This is a genomic window from Sphingomonas sp. DBB INV C78, from assembly GCF_042693015.1.
Lineage (GTDB): Bacteria > Pseudomonadota > Alphaproteobacteria > Sphingomonadales > Sphingomonadaceae > Sphingomonas_E.
This window is the reverse complement of the sequence record NZ_CP170544.1, coordinates 2,885,066-2,906,819: the sequence shown is the minus strand read 5'-3', so window position 1 is coordinate 2,906,819 and position 21,754 is coordinate 2,885,066. Positions and strand designations below refer to the sequence as shown.

Sequence of the window (21,754 nt, the reverse complement as noted above, 5' to 3'; positions counted from 1 at the left end):
GAGGGCGCGCTAGTGCGCGCCGCCCGCCTGGTCGAAGGCACGCGCACGCAAATTATTCTGGACGTTGGTCACGCCCATCACAGCATCCGCGCAATCTTCCGCGCGCCTTTTCGATGAGCGATCGAAGACCGTGCCCGTCAGGGTCACCTCGCCACGATCCACCTGTACCTCGACGTCCGAAGCATCGAGCCTGGGATCCTCGGTCAGGCGATCGCAGACATCCTCGCGGATGCGATCGTCCGAGCGACTATAGCCCTTGGGGCCACGGCCACGGTGCATGTCAAACCGACGCCGCGCATCGGCCTGTTCGTCCCCAAACCAGGACCGGATCTCGTCGCCTGCCCGGTCGAACCACCCGCGTTCCTGGCGATCGTCGGGGTCAAAATTGCGCTCGCCTTGCCAGGTCGGAGAAGCACGGCTTTCGTCATAGCCGCTCCAGGCGCCACCGGCATGACCCACGCCATAGCCCGGATCATCGCCGCCATACGGCCCACCGGCCCACCCGACGCCCTGGCGATAGCTCTCTCGATCGTCATAGCGCCGCTGGGCAGTGCCGCGATATCCGTTGGTCCGATCGAGCCGCGACCTGTCCTCACCTTCCCGCGCCTCATAGAAGGCATCGATCCGGCGTCGCCACGCGCGCTCGTCGTCGTCTGGCCCGTAACGGTTGGCATAGCGCGCATAGGGGCCGACCCGCTCCCGATCTTCACGGTCCCGGCGTCGCTCTTCGCCCCACCAATGTCTCATCTCCAGACCTTTCCCAGATAGGGTTCGTGCCGACATTCAACGCGTAGCGGCCGCAGAAGAGACACTGCACCCCTTCGACCGATCGACGTCCGCACGCGTGGGCGAAGAAACAAGGGGGGGCAGCCCTTCTCAGCGGGTCGGCGAAATCGCATCACTGGCCGTCCCGAGCGCGAACCCTTTGCCCTGTGGGACAGTTATCGCCCTGGCCACCTGTGAGGGCCGGGAGCGACCTATGGCTTTGGCCACAAACTCTGACACGTCGCGCTCATCCTGGCGGCCGGATGTCGCGAACCGGACCAGAACTGGGAGGCCAGCATGACCGGGGCGACGCCGGGCACATTCGCGCGGGCGATCAGGGCCAACCTCGTCCTTTATGGCGCGCTTGCCGCCAATCTCGGTATTGCCCTCGCGAAATTCGCGGCAGCCTCGGTCACCGGCTCCTCGGCCATGCTCACCGAAGGCGTGCACTCGCTTGTCGACAGCGGCAATCAGCTTCTCCTGCTTTATGGGCAGGCCAAGGCAAAGCGGCCAGCGGATGCCGCGCATCCCTTCGGCTATGGTCGCGAGCTCTATTTCTGGGCCTTCATCGTGGCGATCCTGATCTTTGCACTCGGTGCCGGGGTATCGATCTATGAAGGATGGCGGCATGTCAGCGCCCCCGAACCGCTGCGCGATCCCACCGTCAATTATGTCGTGCTCGCCGTGGCGCTCCTGCTCGAGGGCATGTCGTGGGGGATCGCGGTCCGAGAATTCAACGCCCGGCGCGGGGCGAGCGGCTGGTGGCAGTCGGTGCGCCGGTCGAAGGACCCGGCGGGCTTCATCATCCTCTTCGAGGACAGCGCAGCGCTGGCGGGGTTGCTGATTGCCGCGCTGGGCGTCTGGGTGAGCCATCATCTGGGCGACGCACGCTTCGACGGGGTCGCCTCGATCGCGATCGGGCTCATCCTGGCTACCGTTGCCTTGCTGCTCGCGCGTGAGGCGAAAGGCCTGCTGATCGGGGAAAGCGCCGACATCGCCATCATCCGGACCGTTTGGGATCTGCTCGACGAGGAGGCATGCATCACTGCGGTCAATCATGTGCGCACCATCCACACCGCGCCCGACGCCGTCTTTGTGGCGATCAGCGCCGACTTTGACGACGCGTTGACGATGGGCGTGTGAATCGGCGTGGAATATTGACCCCGTTTCTGGGGTGATCGGCGTGCAAAATTGACCCCCTGAACATGGCCGGTTCAGGCTTTCGCGCTTTGGCGCGGGAGCGAGCGGGGGATGCTGATCGTGGAGACGGTAGCGCGGATCCGCCGCGAGTTTTTCGTGAAGGGCAAGTCGATCAAGGAGATCGTGCGCGATCTCGGCGTATCGCGGAACACGGTGCGCAAGGTGTTGCGTTCGGGCGCGACGGCATTTGCCTATGAGCGGACGGTGCAGCCGTTGCCGAAGCTGGGGCCGTGGGCCTCGGAGCTGGAAGGGTTGCTGGAAACGAACGAGCGCAAGGCGCGGCGCGAGCGGCTGACGATGATCCGGATCTTCGAGGAGCTGCAGGGTCTGGGTTATCGTGGCGGCTACGACGCGGTGCGCCGATATGCGGCGGGCTGGCATCGCGGGCGGTCGGCAGCGACGGCCGCGGCCTATGTGCCGCTGAGCTTCGACCCGGGCGAGGCTTACCAGTTCGACTGGAGTCACGAGGTTGCGATCATCGGTGGTGTGCCGACGACGGTGAAGGTCGCGCACATGCGGCTGTGCCACAGCCGGATGTTCTATGTGCGTGCCTATCCGCGCGAGAGCCAGGAGATGGTCTTCGACGCCCATGACAAGGCGTTCGCCTTCTTTGGCGGGGCCTGCCAGCGCGGCATCTACGACAATATGAAGACGGCGGTGGACGCGATCTTCGTCGGCCGCGAGCGCCAATATAATCGCCGCTTCCAGCAGATGTGCGCGCACTATCTGGTCGATCCGGTGGCCTGCACGCCGGCGTCGGGGTGGGAGAAGGGACAGGTCGAGAATCAGGTCGGCTTGGTGCGGGAGCGCTTCTTCACGCCCCGGCTGCGGTTCAAGAGCTATGGCGAGCTCAACGCCTGGTTGGAGGATCGCTGCCTGGCCTATGCCCGCCGCGCAGCGCATCCCGAGCTCAAGGCGCAGACGATACAGGAGGTGTTCGAGCAGGCGGACCGCCCGGCATTGATCGCCTATCGCGGGCCGTTCGACGGCTTCCATGCGCTGCCGGCATCGGTATCGAAGACGCTGCTGGTCCGGTTCGATTACAATAAATACTCGGTCCACGCGAAGGCGGCAGGACGGCCGGTCGAGATCCATGCCTATGCCGACCGCATCGTGATCCGCCAGGACGGCGAGAGCGTCGGCGAGCATGTTCGGCGGTTCGGGCGCGAGCAGACGATCTACGATCCGTGGCACTATGTGCCCGTCCTCGCGCGCAAGCCGGGCGCGTTGCGCAACGGTGCCCCCTTCAAGGAATGGGATCTGCCGCCCGCGATCGAGCGGGTCCGGCGGCGGCTTGCCGCCCATGCCGATGGCGATCGCCAGATGGTCGGCATCCTCGCGGCGGTGGTGAGCGACGGGCTGGACGCCGTGGATGCGGCCTGCGCCGAAGCGCTCCTTGGCGGCCCGATCAGCCGCGATGTCGTACTCAACATCCTGACCCGCCAGCGGCAGCCGCCGGCGCCGCTCAACATCGCGACGCCCGAAGGGCTGCGACTTGCCCATGAACCTATTGCCGACTGTGCCCGATATGACAGCCTGAGGAGGTCTTATGGAACGCCACGAGATCCTGGACATGATGGCGACGCTGAAGCTGGCCGGCATGCGCCATGCCTATGACGAGGTCGTCGCCGATGCGGTGAAGCGGCAGCACTCCGCCCAGCGCGTGATCGGCGACCTGCTCAAGGCCGAGATCGACGAAAAGCAGGCCCGCTCGATCAAATATCAGATGACGATTGCCAAGCTGCCGCTGGCGAAGGAACTGGCCGGCTTCGACTTTACCGCCACCCCGATCAACGAGCCCCTGGTCCGCGACCTTGCCACCGGCGGGTTCCTGACCAGCCAGCGCAACGCCGTCCTGGTCGGCGGAACCGGCACGGGCAAGACCCATCTGGCCATCGCGATCGGCTGCGCCTGTGTGCGCAGCGGTGCCAGGGCCCGGTTCTACAATACCGTCGACCTGGTGAACCGGCTCGAAGCCGAAGCGCGCGCCGGCAAGCCGGGGCGGATCGCCGACCATCTGTCGCGGCTCGATCTCGTGATCCTCGATGAGCTCGGCTATCTGCCGTTCGCCCTCTCCGGTGGCCAGCTCCTGTTCCACCTCGTCAGCCGGCTCTATGAGCAGACCTCGATCATCGTCACCACCAACCTTGCGTTCGGCGAATGGCCCAGCGTGTTCGGCGACGCCAAGATGACCACCGCACTGCTCGACCGACTGACCCACCATTGCGACATCGTCGAGACCGGCAATGAGAGTTGGCGCTTCAAGAGCCGCGAAGCCGCCTAACCCCTTCCCCCGGACCCCCATCCCCCGGGTTGACCCGGTGGGCCCACAGGTACCTCCCACGGACGCCGCCGCCAGCGCTCCTGACGGCGCGCGGCGTCGTCCGCGGGGCCCTCCTATGGACTACCGGGACAACCCGAACTGCCATTATCCGGGGGTCAACTTTGGACGCCGATAGGGGGTCAACTTCCAATGCCGTTTGACAACGCGGTTTCCAATTCATGCTCGTGCGTCATCCGATATATCTCCAGAACAGATGTGCGACGGGGCGTCGGATCAGCCTATGGTTCCCCAAGCTCTGTCTCCACGCGCATGCGGGCGGTGTCGAGGGCCGTGCGGTCGGCGCCGCTGTCGATGGCGGCTTCCAGCAGCTTGTCGGTCATCCTGCGGTAGCGCTCCTCGCTTCGCCGGAGGGCATCCACGGCAGCGCGTCGCTCGGAGATCTCGACAAAGCTCACCACCACGCCGTCGATCCGGTCCTCGACGGTGCGATAGGGCCTGAGACGCATCACAAGCCAACGGCCGTCTTTCGTCTCGACCTCGCCTTCGAGCGGCGCGAGGTTTTTCAGAACCTGCCGCGCATCATGCTCGACACCGTCGTAAACCAGCTTGTGGGTAAAGTCGGTGATGGGCCGGCCGATATCGGAATCGGTCACGCTGAACAGCTTTTCGACGGCCGGGGTCAGCATCTTGATGCGCAGCTCCGGGTCGAGGAAGAGGGTTCCGATCTCGGTGGCATTGACGAGGTTCTGCAGGTCGCTGTGGGCGTTGGCGATATTGTCGAGCTTGCTCTTGAGCTCGCCATTGACCGTCTGCAGCTCCTCGTTGATCGACTGAAGCTCCTCCTTGCTGGTCTCGAGTTCCTCGGCAGTCGAACGATATTCCTCGTTGACCGACTGGAGTTCCTCATTGGCAATCCGCAATTCCTGGATCGCGCCTTCATGCTCGCGACGACTGGCGCTGAGACGCTCCTGGGCGGTCCGAAGCTCCTCGCGCAGCCGGCGAATCTCGACCGTGCCCAATGTCGCCTCGTTCTCATCCTCGCTTTGCGCTTCCTCGACCGGACCGCCATCCATGAACATGACCAGCGCCAGTGGCGCCTCGCGCTCCTCCTCGACCGCGGCCGAGATGTGCATGACCACACGATGGCGATAGCCATTGAACGCGACATTGACGGGAAGGGTGATGGTCGGCTCGTGCGCCGTGAACGCCCGGTGGAGTGCGCTCCGCAGCTCGGCGCGCAGTTCGGGCCGGACGAGGTCGGGCAACTCGTGGCTCATCGGACCTTCTGGCGGCAGCAGGAACCGGCCGGCATTGGCCGAGAGGTTAATGATGCGATGATCGTCGTCGACCAGCGCACTGGGCGGTGCGGCCTTCTCGAGCGTCCCCGCGTGGGCGGTCCCGGGGGAGCGCTCACGGCGTGGCTGCGCGCGCAATGCGGGTATGTCCTTGCGGTGCTCGCTGGGAAGCTGACTGAACAGCTCGACCGCATTCGCCGTGCGGGCCTTGGCGGAATAGATGCGCGACTCGCGGTCCAGCGGCAGGAAAAGGTCGGTTCGCGCGTCGGCGCTCTCAGCCGAACCGAGAAACAGATAATTGCCCGGGCGCAGCGAATAATGAAATAAAGCCAGCAACTGCTGCTGCAGGTCGCGCTCGAGATAGATCAACAGGTTGCGGCAGGTGACCAGGTTCATCCGCATGAAGGGCGGATCCTTGAGGGTGCTGTGATGGGCGAACAACACCAGATCGCGCACCTCCTTGCGCACGCGATAATGCTCGACCTCCTCGACAAAATAATGCCGAAGCCGTTCCTCGCTGACGTCGGCTTCGATCGCCCGGGGGTAACGGCCCTCGCGGGCGGTCGCGAGTGCGCCTTCGTCGAGGTCGCTCGCGAAGATCTGGATATTGGGTCGAATGTCGCGCTTATGGCCTTCTTCGAGCATCAGGATGGCCAGCGAATAGGCCTCCTCTCCGGTCGCACAGCCCACCGTCCAGACCCGGATCGTGTCCTCATGACCGCAGGCATCAAACAAGGTTGGAATGACCGATTTCGCCAATACCTCGAAGGCCCCAGGGTCTCGGAAGAATGACGTCACCGAGATCAGCAGATCGCTGAACAGTTCCTGGGCTTCCTCGGGGGTCTCGGTGAGATAGCGCGCGTAATCGGCCAGGCTGTCCTGGCGAGTGACTTGCATCCGGCGACCGATCCGGCGGCGGACGGTCGCGGACTTGTAGCTGGCGAAGTCATGTCCGGTGCGCGCGCGCAGGAAGGAGACGATCCGCATGATCTGGTGTTCGGTCTCGCGCTCCGCGGTATCGGCCAGGATGCGCTTGCTGTGCAGCAGCTCGGCGATCCGCCGCGGCATGTTCTTCACCGGCTCGATGAAGTCGGCGGCTCCTGTAGCAATGGCGCTTCGCGGCATCGCCGGAAATTCTGCCTCAAGCGGATCCTGCACCAGGATCAGACCGCCCGCCTCCTTGACCTTGCGCACGCCGATGGATCCGTCGGACCCGGCTCCGCTCATGACGACCGCGAAACCGTCGCCCCGCGCTTCGGCGACCGACTCGAAAAAGCGATCGACGGGTGCCCGGATGCCGCGCGGCTCGGTGAAGGGGCGCGCCTGGATGTGGTCGCCTTTGATCACAAGTTCGCGGTCGGGCGGAATGACATAGACGCAGTTGGGCTTGAGCTCGGGCGAATCCTCGACCTGATGCACGCCCATCTCGGTAGCGGTGGCGAGGATCGCCGCCAACTGGCTCGGATGATCCGGCGACAGGTGCAGGATGACGACATAAGCGATACCGAGATGGGGATCGATTTCGCTGAAGAATTGCTGCAGCGCCTTGATCCCGCCAGCAGAGCCGCCGATCGCGCAGATTGGGATCAGGCCTTCGCCACCCGCCTTCTTGCTCGACTTGGCCATATCGTATCTCCGCCCGATCCAGGGCCGGCCATAGAGCCTTTTTATAGCCGATGGATAAGAAAGTTGGCATTAACCCGGGTTGTTGAAATCGGTTGCGATTCTTGACAGCTTCTCTGCGCTTCATGTCGCACCGGCTTAATTTGCGGAGGATTATATGCCTCGCTTCTTCTACGATTTTTTCGACGGCCAGACATGGTCGCAAGACGACGAAGGCATTGAGCTTCCCTCCGCCGAGCAGGCCTTTGTCGAGGCATTTGCGGGCGCCCATGGCATGTGGCACGAACTGGTGGACGACCGTTCTAATCCACTCGCCTGTGCTTTCGACATCCGTGGAGAGGGTGGGCAGAGCCTGTTCCGGTTCGATTTCACCGAACTGCTCGGGAGGAAGGCGCGAGCGTCGGTCGCCAGTCTGCCCATCGGCCGGATGGTCAGCAAATTGGAGGAAACGCATGCCAGGGCCAGCCGGGCAAGGGTCGACCTGAACCATTCGCTCGAACAAACATTGCGCTCGCTTAGGGAAGCGAGAACTATGGTTGCCCGGCTCGAGCCGTTCGGGCGGCCGCGCTACCAGTAAGCCCGAAATTATTGTGGGCGGCGTGTATAGCCAACTCCGATTTTGGCGGGCACCTGAGATCGCGCCATACAAAGAGTCCCGGATTGGGGGAGGAATAGATGCCGGCCTGGACTTCGCGGGCCACTTGGTGAACGTCTGAGGTCTGCCAATTCCGTCTCGCATGATCCGTTGGATCGAACCGAAATTGACCAATGTTATTGTGACGGTCGTCTGACGCGGTCACGCTCTTGCCATCGCATATGAGGAGGGCAGCCATGGCAATCGAGCTTGAAGCGCCGGCGATGCTGTTGGTCGGGCCGGAAGTAAGGCTCTCAAATTGTTCCCTGTGTGAGGCGTTGGCCGCCGCGATCGCCCTGGAAGAAGGCGAGTGGGAGCGCGCCGCGATCATTTATGACGGCGGTGATAAACTGAATCCGGCAGGAATTCTGGCGGTCGCTGAGGCGAACAACATCATCGTGGACGACCGGTTCTGGGCCAGGCGTACACGTCCGACCGATCCCGATCGAAGAACGGCTTAGGAGCCAAGGGCAGCGGGCTGGGCGCGGCAACCATATGAGCGTCGGGAACAGGCTGCCGGGATTAACATTGTTAAATTTTCGCTTGCTCGGCTCATGGTAGAAATGGCCTGGCACGGCCGGTGGCAACCCGGCTGCACATGGCGGTCGCCAGCTCACCTCCCGGCGAACGTCGTCTGCAGCTACGCGCCTTGCCGCGTAAAGCCGCGCGTCGGGCTTGCCCGGCGCGCGGCAGTTTGCGGACATGCCTAAGCGCAGTGACATTCCTGGGACGTCGATGGCCACCACCCGTCCCCCGCCACGAGGCTGGAACAGCCACCTTCATGGCGGGTTTTTTCTCGGACGCGAGAAGGAGAGATCACATGCCCCCCAAATCCGCAGCACAACAGAAGGCCGCTGGTTCAGCCCTGTCCGCGAAGCGCGGCGATACGCCCAAGAGCGCACTCAAGGGTGCATCGAAATCCATGGAAAAGTCGATGACCGAAACGGAATTGAAAAAGATGGCGTCGACCAGTCGCAAGGGGAAACCTGAACATAAATAATGGAGCCGACCCACGGCCATAGGAAGGGGGCTCGCCCGCCTTGGTTGTCGGCAACCTGCTTGGTGTTGTTATCGGCGTCGCGGCCGACAAGGCCCGTGAAAGCTACCGGCAAGCGCTGACGGCTTGGAGGAGGTGTACCTGGTCGGAAGACATGTGTGGGAGAGCCCATGATGGAAAGCCCCAAATGTCATCGTCGCCAACTACCGGGGTGGCAAAATTGGATTCGTTCGATCGCCGGGTCCATGCTCCGTAAGCCGGTCCAGTTCGGCGATCAAATCGCCGAATTCACCGGGGTCATCTGGAATGGGAAAGTGTCGCGTAAAAGCCGCGCCCAGTGTTTCCAGATCGCGCTGGGAAAGGAGGCCAATGGCAATGGGTCTGTCAGGGTCGGTCATTGTTACCCAACTCTCTGTCGCTTCCAAAGTGCCACGCAATGACAGCTGACTGGCTATCCGGAAGGCAATCCGGTGACGCTGGCATCGCCGCCTGGGCGTTCCTTCCCGTCAGCTTGAACTGCTGGGGACGGAATCGCCGGCAAAGCGGTCTTCCAGAGCTCGATTTCGGCTGCCTAATAGCCGCCCTGTGTTCAGTTTGAGAACGATGACCGGTCCCGGGATGTGTCGAGCGGCTGAAGTCACCGATATTAGCCGACATATGAGCATGGGTCGGTGCTTCCATGCGGCCGGATACCACGCCATGCTGGGGCGTTTGATGGATATGGCGCAGCCTATTATCGTCGACATCCCCCACAAGGTGGGCCGCGCCGAGGCCAGGCGGAGGTTGGACAAAGGACTCGGACAGCTCACGGCGTTCGTCCCAGGCGGTACGATCGTAAGTCGACAGTGGGATGGGGATAAGCTCACTTTTGTGCTCGAGGCACTGGGGCAGCGTTTGACAAGCTGTCTCGAGGTGTTCGACGACAAGGTCCACGCGATTATCGACCTTCCGCCGATCCTGGCACTTGCAGCGGCCAAAGTGCAGGCCGGCCTGGTCGAGCGCGGTAAGAAATTACTCCGTTGACCGATGTCCGTGGGTCAGAAGCTGGCGCCGGTTGAGACGCAGAAACCGCGAACATTCGTGCTCTTCAGAAAAGTGCCGGCGCAGAGTTTGGGGGTGAAGTTCCGCGCCCAACACGCCGGTCGGCCTTGGAATTGATGGTGTTGTGGTGGTGATGCCGACAATATCTGTGTCCGTCCGCCGCGCCGGACGGGTGATAGTCGGAAACCTTTCGGAACGACTGTTCCCGCCCCGCGTCTGGCAGGCATGGCAAGAACAGCTCATGCAAGGCGATGGGAAAAAGCCTCACGCCGCCGCGAACCGTGAAAATCGCCACCTACAATGTGACCGGAGTGAACGGCCGACTGCCGGTGCTGCTGCGCTGGCTGGAAGAAAGCGCGCCAGACATTGTGGTGCTGCAGGAGTTAAAGGCCCCGAACGAGAAATTTCCGGAGAGGGCAATCCGCGACCTTGGCTATGACGCCATCTGGCACGGCCAGAAGAGCTGGAATGGGGTCGCGCTTCTCAGTCGTGCCGGTGAGATCCACGAGACACGACGCGGGCTGCCGGAGGATCCCGACGGGACGCAAAGCCGCTATATTGAAGCGGCGGTCAACGGCATCCTGATCGGTGGTCTCTATCTTCCCAACGGCAATCCGCGACCGGGGCCGAAGTTCGATTACAAGCTCCGCTGGTTCGATCGGTTGATCGACCATGCGGCCGAGCTGTTGGGTTCGGGCCTTCCCGTCATGCTGGCCGGGGACTTCAACGTGATGCCGACCGACCTTGATGTCTACAAGCCCGAGCGTTGGCTGGACGATGCCCTCTTCGCGCCCGAAGTGAAGGCGGCCTATTTCCGGCTGCTGGAGCAGGGCTGGACCGATGCACTCCGTACGCTCCATCCGGGCGAGGTGATCTACACATTCTGGGATTATTTCCGGAACGCCTATGCCCGCAATGCTGGGCTCAGGATTGACCATCTCCTGCTGAGCCAGTCGCTCGCCGACCGCCTCGTCGACGCCCAGGTCGATGTCCATGTCCGCGGCTGGGAGAAGACAAGCGATCATGCGCCGGTCTGGATCGAACTTGCCGACAAGGCGAAGCGGAAGCGCCCGGGCAAGGAGGAGCATCATGCGGTGGCTGCGCGATAATGGGCTGACGATCGTTCTGCTGCTGCTCTTCGGCGGAAGCATAGCGGGACAATGGGTGGCGGGTTGGCATGTCGCCAACGAGGACGCGCTCCGTCATGGCATGCCGCTCATGAGCCTGTCGGCCTACGCCATCAGCCCGGAATTCCTGTCCTCGGTCTTCGAGAATTGGGAAAGCGAATTCCTGCAGATGTCCGCCTATGTCGTCCTGACAGCCATCCTGATCCAACGTGGTTCGGCTGAATCCAGGGATCCGGACGAGAGCGAGCCCCGTGACGCTCGGCTGGAGTTGCAGGCCCATAAGCCCGGGGCGCCCTCAATCCTGCGCTGGGGACCGATCTGGCGCGCACTTTATGCCCGCTCGCTCGGTCTCGCGCTCGCCTTGCTGTTCCTTGCCTCATTCCTGCTCCACTGGACGCAGAGCGCGAAGGTCGCAGCGCAGGAAGCGCTGGAGCATGGGCAAGCTGCCCCGACCACGCTCGCTTATCTGTTCGACGCCCAGCTCTGGTTTGAGTCTCTCCAGAACTGGCAGAGCGAATTCCTATCGACGGCGGTGCTGGTCGTGCTCTCCATCTTCCTCAGGCAGCGGGAATCGCCGGAATCGAAGCCGGTCGCAGCACCCCATAGCCAGACGGGCGCCTGATTGACCTCAATCGCTATCGGGATGCAGCGCTTCCCGATCATGCGCGCGTCCCTGAGCCCCTTTGCCACGGCACCCAAGACCGGCCTCGAATGTTATGCGTCTGGCAGTCCGTCGCTGCCGCACCAACATCAGTAGCGAAGGGTATATCATGGCAGCCAAGTCACCCGATGCGATCGCCTTGCTGAAGGCGGATCACCGTGCCGTCGAGGAACTGTTCGAAAAGTTTGAAAGCGCGAAATCTGCCGAAAGGCAGCAGGCGCTCGCCACGCAGATCTGCACCGAACTCGTCATTCATACGATGATCGAGGAGGAGCTCTTCTATCCGGCGCTCAAGGGCAAGATCGAAAACGATACGCTCGAGGAAGCCTATGTCGAACATGACGGCGCCAAGCTCATGATCGCGCAGATATTGGATGGCGCCCCGGGCGAGGATTTCTTCGAGGCCAAGGTCACGGTCCTCTCCGAAGAGATCAAGCATCACGTTCATGAGGAGGAGATGCCGAAGGAGGGCATGTTTGCGCAGGCGCGCGCCACCGATGTCGATCTCGACGCGCTCGGCGCTGCGATGGCCGAGCGCAAGGCGGCGCTCAAGAAGCAATTCGAGGCAGGCGGGGTTCCGACACCGACCGCCCGCACTTTGTCACCCGTGAAGCTCGAACTCGGCGAGCCGGTAGCCTGAAGAATATGTGATCGTTCAAGCCGGCGGCCCCGCTCGGGCCGCCGGCCCTTTTCACCGGTCACCTAGTTCCTTCGATCTGGAATGATCCCATGGCGCGTCGGCACAAGCTCAAGGTCTATCGTACCCCGATCGGCTTTCACGACGCCTATGTGGCGGCGCCCAGTCAGAAGGCTGCCCTCGCTGCCTGGGGGAGCGATAATAATCTTTTCGCCCAGGGTTTGGCCGAAGAGGTCAAGGATCCGGACCTGATGGAGGAGCCGTTGGCATCGCCGGAAAAGGTGATCCGGCGTTCCCGTGGTTCGTCGCAGGAGCAATTGGCGGCGTTAGGAAAGGCACCCGCGAAATCCCGGCCTGCGACCCGCCGTGGAAGCGCCAAGTCTCAGAGGGATAGGAAACGTCGCGAGACGCCGATAGTCCAGCAGCAAGCGTCAACGCGAAAGGCGCCAGCGAAGCGTCGCCTGCCACCCAAGCCTTCCCGAACGGCCGTGGAGACGGCCGAGGCTGCACATGCGAATATGGAGCGCCGCCATGCGCGGGAGCAACAGGCATTGGTCCAACGGGAAGCAGAACTCGCGGCGGACAAGCGGGCGCTTGAGGAGCGACAGGCTACGGAAATCACCCGTGCGCAGCGCGTCGTCGACAAGGCGCAAGCACGGTATCGGCAAGCACTCTCCAAATGGAGCCAGGGTAAATAGTCGATCGGGGCCGGGCAGCTTCGCAATCTGACCCGAAATCCAGCGCCGGGGATAGCAGGAATTAGGCGCGAGCGCAGGCATCGGCTAGGTGCGCCCGATGTCCCTGATCGAATCCTATCGCGCCCAGGCCGCCGCGCAACGCGAAGCGGCCGCCAGGACCAACTTGCCCAATCGCCGCATGCTGCACGAGCGTTCGGCATTGACCTGGGAGGCGATGGCTGCCAGCGCCGAAGACACCGCCCAACGTGCCGAGGTGAATGAGGCGGCCAAAGCGCAACGCTGATCCTGGCCCGTGCTCCACGCCAAGCCATATTGATGCGGGCATGGACCTGGAACCACGCTGCTGACCTCCGGGAAGCTTGGCGTTGCGTGTCGTACGAGCTTTGCGGCTTCCGCGGTCGTAGTCCGTTACGGAACCGGATCAGGTGCCTGAGCGTCTGTTAGCTACTTGAGTTTTGACGCATCGGAGGACGCCATGGGCCTCATTATCATTCTGATCGTCGGCGCGCTTGTCGGTTGGGCGGCCGGCATGATCATGCGCAGCGGTGGCGGCATCTTCTTCGACATTGCCATCGGCATAGTCGGCGCCCTCATTGCGGGCTTCCTGTTCGGCGGCGGCGCGTCGATCATCAACGCGCCGCTTAATCTCGTCGCGATCCTCTATTCGCTGGTCGGCGCCATCATTCTGCTGGCGATCGTGAAACTGATCAGACGCGCCAGCTGATAGAGGGACGGGCCAGCTCAATCGCGCAGGCTGTCGGGCACAACTCCGCCATTTTCCGCGAGCTTGCGCATCACCGCCTTGTGAAGCGCGATATTCTGCTCGGCGCTACCATCTGCGCCAGCCCGGACGCCAAGCTCTTCGGCCAGCTCATGACGTGCTTCCCGACTATGGTCGAGGTCGAGGAGCGCCAGAAGATCGACGATCGACGTCCGCCAGTTGCCGCCGCCGCCCTTGAGCGACGCCATTTCGACGAGCACGGCCTCGACGTCTACAGCCTGCGGCGGAGATGGCGGGGGAGGGGCCGCGCCCGCCGCAGCGGGAGGTGCCGAGGGTTGGGAAGCCGCGGGTGCTGCGGTCGGCGCCGCAGCCGCGGGGGCGGGTCGCGGGGCAGCGGCCGGCGTGGCGGCGGGCTCGTGCTTGAAGATCTTGTCGAAAATGTTGCCGAAGATGCTCATGGTCGCCCTTTCGATGGCTCGACCCGCAGCGATCGCATTGCGCCAGCGGATCAGACTTCGGGATTGATCCTGCCTGTACCGTCGTCGCATCCTGGAAATTCGGGGCAGACACGCGCTATCGCGGGTCGGCCGGCGACGAAGGAACGTCTCGTCAAGGTTTCAGCGCCTTTGCCATGTTCAGATGCGCCGCGACGATTGGTGCGGTCGTCGTCGCAAACTGGCCGAGTGCTGGCTCGTCCGGAGCGGCCGCATAGCTGCGGAGCGTATCGAGTGCCGCCTGATGGGCGGCGACCTGTTCGGCCGCATAGGCCGTATCAAAGGCGGCACCGCTCTTGGCCTGGAGCGCGGCCAGCCTGTCTTGCTGGGCTGCGGTCAAGGTCGCATCGGGCGTAACCGGAGTTGGAGCACTGGCGGCTGCCGATTTCAGCTTGGCCGTGGACTCGGTGTGGGCCGCCACCATCTTTTCGGCGAAGGATTTGATGGCCTTGGATTGCGCCTTTTCCAATGCAAGCTTCGATGCGGCGATCTCGAACGCGTCGCTCGCCGCAGCGGCATTGGCGAAGGCCTGACCGGGGACCAGGGCGGGGGCTGGGGTTGGGGCGGGCTGCGCTTCGCTGAGATTGTCGAGGGATGTGCCGGTCGGCTCGGCAGGTTCGGTCTTCGAGCCACAGGCCATGAGGGAAAGCATGCCGACCGCCGTCGTCAACGAAGCCATGACGCGTTTCATGATGGCTGTCCTGTTGTCGGTAAGGAAGGATGACAGAACGTGCTTAATGCCCGCTACGTTCCGCTTGCTCGTTCCAATGCGAACCCTGCGCCAGGCGGGTCGTTGAACAGGCGGGCAGCCGAATAAGACTGCGCGATGACCGGGTTCCGTCTGATCGGGACGAGCTTTCTGACTTCGCGCTATCTGGTGAAGCGGACGCTCTCACCCTGCCGGTCGCCAGCAATACGTCGCCTATCTACGGTGGTCTGAGCCGATTGCAGTTTCAGCGTCCTGCCGCGCAACGAGTCAGGCCTTTTCGCGTTTACGAAGTCGATGGCTCCGAGCCCGGTGCTGGCTCGATGAGCCTGATTTCGGAGGAGGGCTATGATCACTATCTCTGATCTCAATCATCATTTGCGCCGGGAGAAAGAGGAGCGTGCGCTAGCCGACGCGGCGACCGATCCGGCAGCGCGGTGTTCGCATCTCGAACTCGCCGAAAGCCATGCACGTCGCGCGGCAAGGGCCAAGGCCTATCTGGAGCGCGAAACGCAATCGCAGGGCTCGAGACCGCAATTGGCAACCTGAAATAGCTCCGTCGCAGACGGAAAGGTAATGGCCCGGCCGGTTGCTCCGGCCGGGCCTTCTTCGCTTGAGTTGGGTTGGTTGAAGGGTCGGGCGGCGCATAACATGTTCACGCGCGGTGCGACTGTTGGCAAGATCGACGGAGTAGCGATCGGCTTCATCGTCGCCGGTTGCGCCGTGGACCGGCTCCTCGTGGAAACGAGAAGCCACCCAGGTTAGATCTCGGTACGCTCAGCAAGGATCAGGGCGTCATCGATATCGACGCCGAGATACTTGGGTGTTCTCGATCTTGCTGTGATCGAGCAGGATTTGAACTGCTCGCAAATTGCCGGTGGCCTTGTAGATCATCGAAGCCTTGATCCGGCGCAGCGAATGGGTGCCATATTCTGCGCCGTTCAAACCGATGATGACAGATGCTTCGGCGTTACCTCCTTTAGCCCATATCGCGGCACCTTGTCGGATGCCTTAGCGTTGGTTTGGGATTGCTGGCTTCAGGAGGCTCCCATGGCAAAGCTGACGCTGTCCGATCTTGCGAAGAAGATGCGCGATATCGACTTCGCCGTCCTTATGACCCGAACGGAGGACGGCTCAATCGCTGGCCGCCCGATGAGCAACAACCGGGACGTGGAGTTCGACGGCGACAGCTGGTTCTTCACGCTCGAAGAGACGCGTACCGTCGGCGATATTCGCCGCGACGGCAATGTCGGCCTCGTGTACCAGTCGAAATCCGGACTCATCGGCACGAGGCAGTTCTTCCTGACCCTCGAGGGGCGCGCCAGTCTAATCCGAGACAAGGCGAGCTTTACGGAACATTGGACCAAAGATCTCGCGGCATGGTTCGAGCAAGGCGTGGACACGCCAGGACTGGTGCTGATCAAGTTTGAGACCGAGCGGCTTCATTACTGGGACGGGATGGATGAGGGCGAATTGAGTCTCGCCGACGCGACCGCCCGGGAACCGGGTTGAGCGGAAGATAAAGGATGGCGGACAATAACTTCCGGTCGAGCGATGGCGTCAGTTGGAATAGCCGCGACGGAAAAGCCCATGGAAGGGCGGTTAGAAAGACGACGACGGATATGCGCATCAGGAGCCACGTTGCCGCAGCGAGCGGAGAGAACCCGCAATATGGCGTGGCGACCAACGATGGAAAGCGCGCGGTGCATAAGCCGACCGCGTTGACCCGGGAGCATGCGATGCCGGCCGGTAGCTGCAGACCAACCGCAAAGACGGCGGACAACGCCAGGCATGATCTCCGTTTGCGCGAACGCTTCGGCCGCGGTGGAACCGAAGTGAGCGTCCGCCAGGCCCGCCGGCTCGCCGGGCGCAAACAGATGTACAGCTTTTTCGCTGGCCACGCCGTCGACAAAAGGACGTCCCGGCACCGCTGGGAGTCTGACGAGGATCCTTCCGCAGGATTCACCGCCTGGCTGTTGTGGGGTGGGGACGAGGGCAAGAGTTGGGTCGATCAACAGCGCGCGAACCTTTTGTGATGGGAGAGCCCGTTCCCAATCGATCCTGTCACTCGGCGAGGATGTCGAGACGAGAACCGCTTGCGGCACCGGGAAGGGCCTTGTCCGGACTACCCGCCACCCCACCAGACAGGAACCGCGCACCGACAGAAGCCGTCGAGGAGCGATTGCCCGAGATCGAACTGCTGCTGGCGGCGCCCCGAGGATTCTGCGCGGGCGTGCGGCGCGCGATCGACGCGGTATCCGATGCTATCGACCGACATGGAGCCCCGGTCTATGTCCGGCGGCCGATCGTGCACAATCTTGCCGTGGTTCGGCGTCTGGAAGCGCAGGGCGCAATTTTCGTCGAAGAGCTGGATCAGGTCCCGCGAGGCGCCGTCGTACTCCTTTCCGCTCACGGCGTGGCACCCGCAGTCGCAGAAGAGGCGAAGGCGCGCGGGCTTGTCGTGTACGATGCAGTCTGTCCGCTCGTCGCCAAGGTTCATCGTGAGGTCGAACGTCATCGGAGGGATGGTCGTCACGTTCTGCTCATAGGCCATTCCGGACATCCGGAAATCGAAGGAACGCTCGGCCGCCTTCCAGCCGACCGGGCCACGCTCGTCGGCAGCATATCCGACGTGGAGAAACTCAACATCGGCGCTGACCAACCGGCGGCTTACGCGGTGCAGACAACCTATTCGGTTGACGACGCAGCCGCCATCATCTCCAGTCTGTCGGCGCGCTTCTCCGACCTGGCAGCGCCTCCCGCCAGCGACATCTGCTACGCGACGACCAATCGTCAGGCCGCCATCCGCACCATCGCCGCTCGCGCAGATGCGGTCATCGTTGTGGGCGAGCGTTTCTCGTCCAACGCAAACCGGTTGGCCGAGGTTGCGGCAACGCATTGCGGTTCGGTGCAACTCGTGGCCCAGGCGAGCGAACTGGAGTGGAGTAGGCTTCCCGTGAACGGCACGATCGGTGTCACGGCCGCCGCATCCGCCCCCGAGGAGTCGGTGACCGAAATCCTCGCCAGCCTCGCTGACCGCCGTCGGCTTCGCATCCGTGAGGTTTCGGTAACGGACGAAAGCATCTCATTCAGAAGGGTAAATATCGGTTAGAGCCGACCAACGACGCGACGTCCAAGCCCCGCCTCGACCCCGATGCGGATCGCGTCGGCGGATGTTGGTGCCCCGAGTCTGGTGAGCAACCCCTTGCGATGCATCTTCACCGTCTTCTCGCTGATGCTCAAAAAGCCCGCAATCTGCTTGTTGCGATAGCCGGCGATCATGAACTTGAGCACCTGTAAATGGCGCGGCGTAAGCATTGCGACCTTTCTTTCCGCTTGTGAGCGGGGAAGCTCCAATGATGCGGCGCGGTTGGTGACGTCCATCTGTGAACCCACGAACCAGGCAATCTTCCCGTCCTCGCCCAGCAACGGCGCTATCATCACCGCGTTACGGAACGCCGTGCCGTCCTTGCGATAATTGGTGAGTTCCACCAGTTCTGGTCGGGCCTCCGCGACTGCCCGGCGCAGAGCGGCGCGTGGCGCGGGTTCGGTTCCCCGTCCGCTGAGGAAGCGGCAGTTCCGTCCGAGAATTTCGTTCAGGGCATAGCCGGTTAGGGTGCAGAAGGCGTCGTTCGCAGCAATGACGGGATTATCGCGGATACGGGGATTGGTGACCACTGTCGCGATCGGCGTGGCCTCGATCAGGGCACACAAGTGATCGGTTCGCATATGTTCCCGGATTTCATTCATACGCTTTGCCTAGCGCTGCCATTGGAAGCGCGCGAGATGCAATCCGTCAAACCAATAGCGTCTTTGACACCCGACATTTTCGGTTTTCGCCGCCAAACAGGCTATTCAACGTGCGACCGGCGCATCTTGCAAGCCGCCCGTCGTTCAGGAAACGGATCACGGTTCTTTCAATCGGCACCGTCAATGCGATTTGCCGAACGACCGCCATCACGGCCGGGTTGAACCACGACCGTGTGCGACCAGGCGGATCACAAGCGTGACAAACGGCCCTCTTGACCTCCCGGATTTGATTCCTAATTTTATTCCGCCGGGTGCCCGCTCGGGGATCCGGTTGGGATTCGAGAGCGCCGGCTCTCTCTGGCGCTTCTCATGCCCAAATTGCTCAACGCAAGGAGGATTTGGCTATGAGGACACAATTTGATTTCTCGCCGTATCGGCGGTCGACTGTCGGGTTCGACCGCCTGTTCGACCTGCTCGAAACGGGAATGCGTAGCGAGTCAGGTGATGGCTATCCGCCTTTCGACCTGGAGAAGACCGGCGACAACGGTTACCGGATCACACTAGCCGTCCCCGGCTTTGGTCGCGACGAAATCGAGGTGACGGCGCAGCAAAATCAGCTTGTCGTGAGCGCCAGCAAGCGCGAAGCAGAGACGGACGATCAACGCTATCTGTATCGCGGTATCGCTACGCGGCCATTCGAGCGGCGCTTCCAGCTCGCTGATTTCGTGCAGGTTCGCGGTGCAGCTTTCGAGAACGGTCTGCTCAGGATCGAGCTCGAGCGCGAAATACCCGAGACCATGAAGCCGCGGAAAATCGCCATCGGCCAAGCCGAAGCGCCGCGGCAAATTGAAGGGCGGGCGGAATCGCAGCAGCAGGCCGCCTAGCCGACCGGGGGCGTTCACGAGCCGAGCGCGGTCTCGGCGATAGACCAGCCTGCGACCGTGATCATGTGAACGCCCCGCTTCGCCGGCCTCGCTCGTGGCTTGGTTGCCACTCTCAGTCGAATGGAGGTTATCCCTATGTCCAACGCATGGCTGGACTATCTTAAAAAGGAACATGCTCGCCTGGAGGCGGAGATCGGACGGAAAGGTCGTGCGACCAGTGCCGATGCGTTTGAAATCGCGCGTCTCAAGAAGATGAAGCTCGCAATAAACGATCAGATCGTCGCATGGCACAAGGATCTGCTGCACGAGACAGCGGGATAGCGTGCCGAATACGAAACCTATATCAATAAATTGTTCGCTCAGAAACTTTAAATCCAGGAGAAGATCATGCCCGGCAAACCCGTCGGATCAGCCCGGCATCCTTTCACGATTGCCGCCCATCCCACGCTGGAACCTGAAGTGAAACGGGCCATCCTGGCCAACTGGGCTTCGGATGTGCACGCCGTTGAGTCCTGCCCAACGCTGCGACAGCCGCCGGGGCTCGATGAACCGGTGTCCCTCGATGCTGTTTTGGGAGCACTCAAGAGCGTCGGTCGGGAAGGTCTTCCGGGAGACATCCTGGCTGATCGCGATTGATCGCGGCGTTCTCCGACCTTTGAAGGCGACTACGTTTCCATCAAGCCCGAGCCGCGGCACATCGAACCTGCCGCGGCTCCGGTCTCGAGCGCGCGCGGTTGGCCGGTATGCGGCCTGAGTGGCTCTTTGCCGCGCTCGTCGCTGACCATGGGGATCCGAAATGCCGGCGTGCCTCATTTCTCTTTCGACAACCTGGCGGCGATCGCCGAGGTGACTTCCACACCTGACATGCGCGAGCTGGACGATAAGCGGATGTATGAAATAGCCGCTATTGCGAGATCCGGGGGGGGCGACCTGCCCAATTATCACTCAGCTTCAATAGATGCGTTGTGGCTCTCGCCCACATTGCCGACCTTCAGAGCTCGATTTCGGTTGCCCGATTCCTGCCGCGTCTTCAGCTTTGGAACGAGTAGATCCATGGCCGCCTGATCGAACGGAGGGTCGGCGTTGTCCCGTCGGCGCGCGCGGATTGTAAAGATCGATGCAAGTTTGCATGCTGACCGGCATGATAGCTCTGCTCATCCTTGCCGCAGTGGTCGTCCCTGATGAAGGGACAGCGGAATTGCCGGTTTGCGTGCCGGCGCCTTCGGACGAGAAGGTGGGGACGAATTCCGCCCTCGATGAGCATCGGATGCTCCGGCGCGCCTTGGCCGAGCCGATGCCGGACGCCCCCATGATGGTGATGCTGCATGGAAAAGGGGGGCATCTGTCTACTGAAGAATACAGCATAATTCTTGCCCGGGACGCCGATGGTCATTGGCGGAGCTCAGCCGTTGGTCGCAGTCAAATAGGAGTAGCAGGCGCGCCGTTTATTCCCATGAAACGGCAAGATTGGGTGCTTGACCAGGCAAATGCGCGGCGTCTTGAGAGCGTAATTTCTCGAACCTGCCCTCGCGATCGAAAAAGCACCTCTTCCGCTAACTCCGGACCACCACCAGACTACATCACGGAAACGATCGATATAATAGTCGCGGGCCATACCACGACCTCGTTCTTCGTGAGCGACGAGAGTGCTCAGCTTGCGGCGCTTGTTCGGCCGCCCCAATAGGCTCACTGTTGAGCGTCAGTCGCATGTCAGCGCTCTTGGTCTTCGCGGTCCACCTCGGGCACAGCAGGAGCCGCCCACATAGCCGCCATTGAAGGGGACTTTTTAGGCTCCTGATTGCTGCCGGTGGTTCAGTTAGAGAAAGTGACGGCGCAATCGGTCATCATGCTGGAGGGCGAAGCAGATTATCTCGCCATTCAGGAAACGTACCGGGCGCCATCGATCCGCATCGTCAGCGCATCGGCGAACCCGACCCTGAACAGGAGTTCGTGAGCCTCGTTTTCGACAGCGATGAAGAGCATGAGGTCGAGATGGCCCTCGCGCACGTCCTCCGCAATGACGTCGCGTGCTGCAGCGATCGCTTCTTTCCGGGCCGCTTCGATGTCGGGCAGTTCTCGCCCCTCGTCGCCGTGATGCCGTTCCCCTTGGCGCGGTCCGGGTGGGGTGTGACCCGGCGCGGACCCGGTTGGGGTGCCGATCGTTGGATCGCTCGAGCAGGGAAGCCGCCAGGCTGGGCGAATCTGATCTGCTCGCGAGGTGTCGAAGGAAATCAAAC

Annotated in this window: 27 protein-coding genes and 2 pseudogenes; 22 read left to right on the top strand and 7 right to left on the bottom strand. The window is 62.4% G+C overall.

What is annotated here, in order from left to right:
* Nucleotides 1-9: 9 nt before the first annotated feature.
* A complete protein-coding gene (locus tag ACFB49_RS13600; protein WP_380871759.1) occupies nucleotides 10-747 on the bottom strand; it encodes a BON domain-containing protein in 738 nt (245 codons plus the stop codon).
* 315 nt (nucleotides 748-1,062) lie between these two features.
* Here ACFB49_RS13600 and ACFB49_RS13595 point away from each other — a divergent pair, with 315 nt between their 5' ends.
* The 3 genes from ACFB49_RS13595 (at nucleotide 1,063) to istB (ending at nucleotide 4,249) form a co-directional block, all read left to right on the top strand.
* Nucleotides 1,063-1,908, top strand: coding sequence for a cation diffusion facilitator family transporter (locus tag ACFB49_RS13595; RefSeq protein ID WP_380871758.1), 846 nt, complete (start codon nucleotides 1,063-1,065; stop codon nucleotides 1,906-1,908).
* Between the two features lie 108 nt (nucleotides 1,909-2,016).
* Nucleotides 2,017-3,582, top strand: coding sequence for an IS21 family transposase (gene istA, locus ACFB49_RS13590; protein ID WP_380871757.1), 1,566 nt, complete (start codon nucleotides 2,017-2,019; stop codon nucleotides 3,580-3,582).
* Complete coding sequence (istB, locus tag ACFB49_RS13585) at nucleotides 3,515-4,249, top strand: IS21-like element helper ATPase IstB (protein WP_380871756.1); 735 nt, start codon at nucleotides 3,515-3,517, stop codon at nucleotides 4,247-4,249. The genes istA and istB overlap by 68 nt, the downstream gene beginning before the upstream one ends.
* 278 nt (nucleotides 4,250-4,527) lie before the next feature.
* Here the strand turns inward: istB and ACFB49_RS13580 are convergent, their stop codons facing one another.
* Nucleotides 4,528-7,065: a CheR family methyltransferase gene (locus ACFB49_RS13580; RefSeq protein WP_380879962.1), complete on the bottom strand. Its 2,538-nt coding sequence runs from the start codon at nucleotides 7,063-7,065 to the stop codon at nucleotides 4,528-4,530.
* Between ACFB49_RS13580 and ACFB49_RS13575 the strand changes: the two genes are divergently transcribed.
* The 11 genes from ACFB49_RS13575 to ACFB49_RS13525 all read left to right on the top strand — a co-directional run bounded on the left by ACFB49_RS13575 (nucleotide 7,054) and on the right by ACFB49_RS13525 (nucleotide 13,686).
* Nucleotides 7,054-7,275 (top strand): hypothetical protein, encoded by a 222-nt coding sequence (locus tag ACFB49_RS13575; RefSeq protein ID WP_380880138.1) that lies wholly within the window; start codon nucleotides 7,054-7,056, stop codon nucleotides 7,273-7,275. The two genes, ACFB49_RS13580 and ACFB49_RS13575, sit on opposite strands and share 12 nt — an antisense overlap.
* Nucleotides 7,276-7,324: 49 nt before the next feature.
* Nucleotides 7,325-7,744, top strand: coding sequence for a DUF6894 family protein (locus ACFB49_RS13570; RefSeq protein WP_380871755.1), 420 nt, complete (start codon nucleotides 7,325-7,327; stop codon nucleotides 7,742-7,744).
* Between the two features lie 254 nt (nucleotides 7,745-7,998).
* A complete protein-coding gene (locus tag ACFB49_RS13565; RefSeq protein WP_380871754.1) occupies nucleotides 7,999-8,262 on the top strand; it encodes a hypothetical protein in 264 nt (87 codons plus the stop codon).
* A 359-nt stretch (nucleotides 8,263-8,621) separates the two neighbouring features.
* Nucleotides 8,622-8,801 carry a DUF3008 family protein gene (locus ACFB49_RS13560; protein WP_380871753.1) on the top strand — a complete coding sequence of 60 codons (180 nt, stop codon included), beginning with the start codon at nucleotides 8,622-8,624 and terminating at the stop codon, nucleotides 8,799-8,801.
* Between the two features lie 696 nt (nucleotides 8,802-9,497).
* Nucleotides 9,498-9,821 (top strand): polyhydroxyalkanoic acid system family protein, encoded by a 324-nt coding sequence (locus ACFB49_RS13555; protein WP_380871752.1) that lies wholly within the window; start codon nucleotides 9,498-9,500, stop codon nucleotides 9,819-9,821.
* Between the two features lie 299 nt (nucleotides 9,822-10,120).
* Nucleotides 10,121-10,948, top strand: a complete 828-nt coding sequence (xth, locus tag ACFB49_RS13550; RefSeq protein ID WP_380879961.1) for an exodeoxyribonuclease III — start codon at nucleotides 10,121-10,123, stop codon at nucleotides 10,946-10,948.
* Nucleotides 10,929-11,588, top strand: a complete 660-nt coding sequence (locus tag ACFB49_RS13545) for a DUF6766 family protein (protein WP_380871751.1) — start codon at nucleotides 10,929-10,931, stop codon at nucleotides 11,586-11,588. The genes xth and ACFB49_RS13545 overlap by 20 nt, the downstream gene beginning before the upstream one ends.
* Before the next feature lie 148 nt (nucleotides 11,589-11,736).
* The gene (locus tag ACFB49_RS13540; protein ID WP_380871749.1) at nucleotides 11,737-12,267 is read left to right on the top strand and encodes a hemerythrin domain-containing protein; all 531 of its coding nucleotides are present in this window, start codon (nucleotides 11,737-11,739) and stop codon (nucleotides 12,265-12,267) included.
* Nucleotides 12,268-12,356: 89 nt separating this feature from the next.
* Nucleotides 12,357-12,962 carry a hypothetical protein gene (locus tag ACFB49_RS13535; protein WP_380871747.1) on the top strand — a complete coding sequence of 202 codons (606 nt, stop codon included), beginning with the start codon at nucleotides 12,357-12,359 and terminating at the stop codon, nucleotides 12,960-12,962.
* A 97-nt stretch (nucleotides 12,963-13,059) separates the two neighbouring features.
* Nucleotides 13,060-13,245, top strand: a complete 186-nt coding sequence (locus tag ACFB49_RS13530) for a hypothetical protein (RefSeq protein ID WP_380871746.1) — start codon at nucleotides 13,060-13,062, stop codon at nucleotides 13,243-13,245.
* Nucleotides 13,246-13,437: 192 nt separating this feature from the next.
* On the top strand, nucleotides 13,438-13,686 hold the full coding sequence (locus tag ACFB49_RS13525; RefSeq protein WP_380871745.1) for a GlsB/YeaQ/YmgE family stress response membrane protein: 249 nt from the start codon (nucleotides 13,438-13,440) through the stop codon (nucleotides 13,684-13,686).
* A 17-nt stretch (nucleotides 13,687-13,703) separates the two neighbouring features.
* On the opposite strand, the gene ACFB49_RS13520 is transcribed toward ACFB49_RS13525, so the two are convergent.
* From ACFB49_RS13520 to ACFB49_RS13510, 3 genes and pseudogenes are all read right to left on the bottom strand, one after another.
* Entirely contained in the window at nucleotides 13,704-14,141 is a 438-nt protein-coding gene (locus ACFB49_RS13520; protein WP_380871744.1) for a DUF3597 family protein, read from the bottom strand.
* A gap of 151 nt (nucleotides 14,142-14,292) precedes the next feature.
* Nucleotides 14,293-14,868 (bottom strand): DUF4142 domain-containing protein, encoded by a 576-nt coding sequence (locus ACFB49_RS13515; protein ID WP_380871743.1) that lies wholly within the window; start codon nucleotides 14,866-14,868, stop codon nucleotides 14,293-14,295.
* Nucleotides 14,869-15,644: 776 nt separating this feature from the next.
* Nucleotides 15,645-15,834, bottom strand: a pseudogene (locus tag ACFB49_RS13510) (integrase); the annotation flags it as partial.
* 99 nt (nucleotides 15,835-15,933) lie between these two features.
* On the opposite strand from ACFB49_RS13510, the gene ACFB49_RS13505 reads away from it, so the two are divergent.
* From ACFB49_RS13505 to ispH, 3 genes are all read left to right on the top strand, one after another.
* A complete protein-coding gene (locus ACFB49_RS13505; protein WP_380871742.1) occupies nucleotides 15,934-16,395 on the top strand; it encodes a pyridoxamine 5'-phosphate oxidase family protein in 462 nt (153 codons plus the stop codon).
* A gap of 14 nt (nucleotides 16,396-16,409) precedes the next feature.
* On the top strand, nucleotides 16,410-16,919 hold the full coding sequence (locus ACFB49_RS13500; protein ID WP_380871740.1) for a DUF2945 domain-containing protein: 510 nt from the start codon (nucleotides 16,410-16,412) through the stop codon (nucleotides 16,917-16,919).
* A 146-nt stretch (nucleotides 16,920-17,065) separates the two neighbouring features.
* The gene (ispH, locus tag ACFB49_RS13495; RefSeq protein WP_380871739.1) at nucleotides 17,066-17,995 is read left to right on the top strand and encodes a 4-hydroxy-3-methylbut-2-enyl diphosphate reductase; all 930 of its coding nucleotides are present in this window, start codon (nucleotides 17,066-17,068) and stop codon (nucleotides 17,993-17,995) included.
* Here ispH and ACFB49_RS13490 read toward each other — a convergent pair.
* Nucleotides 17,992-18,633 (bottom strand): PAS domain-containing protein, encoded by a 642-nt coding sequence (locus ACFB49_RS13490; protein WP_380871738.1) that lies wholly within the window; start codon nucleotides 18,631-18,633, stop codon nucleotides 17,992-17,994. The genes ispH and ACFB49_RS13490 overlap by 4 nt on opposite strands.
* Before the next feature lie 404 nt (nucleotides 18,634-19,037).
* On the opposite strand from ACFB49_RS13490, the gene ACFB49_RS13485 reads away from it, so the two are divergent.
* The 5 genes from ACFB49_RS13485 (at nucleotide 19,038) to ACFB49_RS13465 (ending at nucleotide 21,471) form a co-directional block, all read left to right on the top strand.
* The gene (locus ACFB49_RS13485) at nucleotides 19,038-19,517 is read left to right on the top strand and encodes an Hsp20 family protein (protein WP_380871736.1); all 480 of its coding nucleotides are present in this window, start codon (nucleotides 19,038-19,040) and stop codon (nucleotides 19,515-19,517) included.
* 135 nt (nucleotides 19,518-19,652) lie between these two features.
* Nucleotides 19,653-19,838, top strand: coding sequence for a YdcH family protein (locus ACFB49_RS13480; protein ID WP_380871735.1), 186 nt, complete (start codon nucleotides 19,653-19,655; stop codon nucleotides 19,836-19,838).
* Nucleotides 19,839-19,904: 66 nt separating this feature from the next.
* Nucleotides 19,905-20,153, top strand: a complete 249-nt coding sequence (locus ACFB49_RS13475; protein ID WP_380871734.1) for a hypothetical protein — start codon at nucleotides 19,905-19,907, stop codon at nucleotides 20,151-20,153.
* A 493-nt stretch (nucleotides 20,154-20,646) separates the two neighbouring features.
* The gene (locus ACFB49_RS13470; RefSeq protein WP_380871733.1) at nucleotides 20,647-21,201 is read left to right on the top strand and encodes a hypothetical protein; all 555 of its coding nucleotides are present in this window, start codon (nucleotides 20,647-20,649) and stop codon (nucleotides 21,199-21,201) included.
* Nucleotides 21,202-21,315: 114 nt separating this feature from the next.
* The gene (locus tag ACFB49_RS13465) at nucleotides 21,316-21,471 is read left to right on the top strand and encodes a hypothetical protein (protein WP_380880136.1); all 156 of its coding nucleotides are present in this window, start codon (nucleotides 21,316-21,318) and stop codon (nucleotides 21,469-21,471) included.
* Nucleotides 21,472-21,503: 32 nt separating this feature from the next.
* Here ACFB49_RS13465 and ACFB49_RS13460 read toward each other — a convergent pair.
* Nucleotides 21,504-21,752, bottom strand: a pseudogene (locus ACFB49_RS13460) (DUF6894 family protein); the annotation flags it as partial.
* Nucleotides 21,753-21,754 lie beyond the last annotated feature (2 nt).